Annotated in this window: 1 protein-coding gene; it reads left to right on the top strand. The window is 68.8% G+C overall.

Going from position 1 to position 2,937, the window contains the following annotated elements:
• Positions 1-2,937 (top strand): SDR family NAD(P)-dependent oxidoreductase (locus ACP4IX_RS35980; RefSeq protein WP_426558824.1); only part of this gene is annotated, 2,937 nt, incomplete at both ends.

Raw genomic sequence — 2,937 nt, 5'->3', positions numbered from 1 at the left:
GACCCAGGACCGTTGGGCCCTCGTCATCCACGCCCGCCCGGACGGCAGCGAGGAGTGGACCCGACACGCCACCGGCGCCCTGACCAGCGGCGTGTCGGCCGTTGATGCCTGGGACGTTGCCGGGTTGGGTGACACGTCGTGGCCGCCAGTTGACGCGGTTGCGGTGGATACCTCTGGGATCTACCGATCCGAGGGTGATGTGGTCTACGGCCCGGTGTTCCAAGGGCTGACACGCGCCTGGACGCAGGGCGAGCGAGTGTGGGCCGAAGTCGTCCTGCCCGAGCAACAGGCCGGACACGTAAGCGCGTTCGGTATCCATCCGGCGCTGCTTGACGCCGTCCTTCAGGCGGCGCGGTACGGCGAGTTGGACTCGTCGGATGCGGATCTGCTGCCGTTCGCGTTCGGCGATGTGGTATTGCGTGCCTCGGGGGCGACCCAGGTGCGGGCATGCCTGACTCCTACGGGTGCTGACGATATGTCGGTCGCGGTCACCGACGCCACGGGTGCTCCGGTGCTGTCCATCGGGTCGCTGTCGCTGCGCGCGTTGGCCGAAGGCGATATCGCCTCCGGGCAGCAGGCGACCGCTGTGCTCACGCCGCGTTGGACTGACCTGAATGCCGGACCGGCTTCCCCAGCGGAGGGCTGGGTCGTTGTGGGTACTGGCGCGGTGTACGCAGACCTGAATGCACTGATCGATGGAGTCACGGGAGGCGCGCCGGTCCCGCGGTGCGTGGTCCTCTCGGTGCCGTTCACCGTCCAGCCGGATTCTTGTGTGGGCGAGACGCATGAGGTAACGGTGTGGGTACTGGCTCAGGTGCAGCGCTGGCTGAGCGAGCAGCGGTTCGACGGGACACGGATGGTCGTGGCAACTCGGGGAGCTGTGACCACGGGCTCGGACGACCCAGTGATCGACCTGCCCGGTGCGGCAGTGTGGGGTTTGATCCGCTCGGCGCAGTCGGAGAACCCGGACCGGATCAGCTTGGTCGACCTCGAATACGGCTCCGATCTCGAGCTCGATGTGCTGGCTGGTGTGGTCACGACCGGCGAGCCTCAACTGGCGTTGCGGGGTTCGGTGGTGCGGGTTCCGCGGTTGGCCCGCCACGCGTCCAGCACCGACACTGTTGCGGTGAAGGGGCCGGTGTTGGTCACCGGTGGTACAGGTGGTCTGGGCGGTGCGGTGGCGCGGCACCTCGTGCGGTCCTACGGGGTGCGGAGTCTGGTGCTGGCCGGCCGGCGGGGTGAGCGGGCCGAGGGCGTGGTCGAGCTGGTGGCCGAGCTGTCCGGGCTGGGCGCTCAGGTCACGGTGGTGGCGTGTGATGTCTCGGACCGGGGCGCGCTCGCCGAGCTGCTGACGGGACATCCGGTGTCGGGCGTGGTGCACACCGCAGGGGTGGTCGATGACGGGATCATCGACTCACTGACTGCCGAGCAGGTCGACCGGGTGCTGGCGCCGAAGGTGGACGCGACGTGGCATCTGCATGAGCTGACGCGGGACATGGACCTGTCGATGTTCGTCGTCTTCTCGTCCCTGGCCGGGATGCTCGGCAGCCCGGGCCAGGGCAACTACGCGGCGGGCAACGTCTTCGCCGACACGTTGGTGCAGTGGCGTCGGCAGGCAGGCCTGCCAGGCGTATCGTTGGCGTGGGGCGCGTGGACGCCTGAGGTGGGGGTGACAGGGGCTCTTTCGGAGGTCGAATTCCAGCGGTTGAGGGGCTCCGGGATGCCGCCGCTGTCGGTAGAGCAGGGGCTGGACCTGTTCGACCGGGCCCTGGCCGCCGACGAGCCAGTCATGGGACTGGCCCGGCTGGACCTGCCGGTGTTGCGTACGCAAGTCGAGATACCCGTTCTGATGCGGTCACTTGTGGCGCATGCGGTCGTTCGCCGGGTTGCGGGCGTTGACCGCCGTGACCTGTCCGGCTTCGCCCAGCGTTGGGGGGCCGTTCCCGCCGACGAGCGCATCCGGTTCCTGCACGATCTCCTCCGCACCCATGTCGCAGCGGTGTTGGGCCATCTCTCCGCACAACACATCGACGTGGGCCAGGCGTTCAAGACGCTCGGATTCGACTCGCTGACCGCCGTGGAACTACGCAACCGTCTGTCGACCGCGACTGGATTGAGGCTGCCCGCCACCCTGGTGTTCGACTACCCCACGATCGTCGACATGGCCGACCACCTGGCCGGGCTGCTCAGCGACACGCCCGCCGAGGCGAAGTCCGCGAGCCTGCCGCCGATGGTGTCGGTCAGCGACGACCCGATCGTCATCGTCGGTACGGCATGTCGCTTCCCGGGCAATGTGGCGAACGCCGATCAGTTGTGGGATCTGGTGGCCGAAGGCCGGGACGCGGTCTCGGGCTTCCCCACCGACCGCGGCTGGGACCTGGACGAACTCTTCGGCAGCGGGGCCGGTGCCTCGGCCACGGCCGAGGGCGGCTTCCTGCAGGACGTCGGGGAATTCGACGCGGCGTTCTTCGGGATGTCCCCGCGAGAGGCGGTGGCAACCGATCCCCAGCAACGCCTGCTGCTGGAGACTTCGTGGGAGGCGCTGGAATACGCCGGCATCGACCCCGCCTCGCTGACCGGCACCTCGGTCGGCGTGTTCGCGGGCGCGATGTCGTCGGCCTACGCCGAATTGGCGGGCCGCTCCCGGGACGACCTGGCCGGTCACCTGATGACAGGTGGCTCACAGAGTGTGTTGTCCGGACGAGTGGCCTATGCACTGGGCCTCCAGGGCCCGGCGCTGACGGTGGACACGGCGTGCTCGTCGTCATTGGTGGCCCTGCACCTGGCCGCGCAGGCGCTGCGGTCCGGTGAGTGCACGATGGCGCTCGTGAGTGGGGTGACCGTGATGGCCACCCCGGACACCTTCGTCGGGTTCTCCCAGCAGGGCGGGCTTTCAGCCGACGGGCGGTGCAAGGCGTTCGCTGATGCGGCTGATGG

Origin of the sequence: Streptomyces sp. WG5 (assembly GCF_049974565.1) — a bacterium.
GTDB lineage: Bacteria > Actinomycetota > Actinomycetes > Streptomycetales > Streptomycetaceae > Streptomyces.
This window is presented reverse-complemented; position numbering and strand designations above follow the sequence as displayed.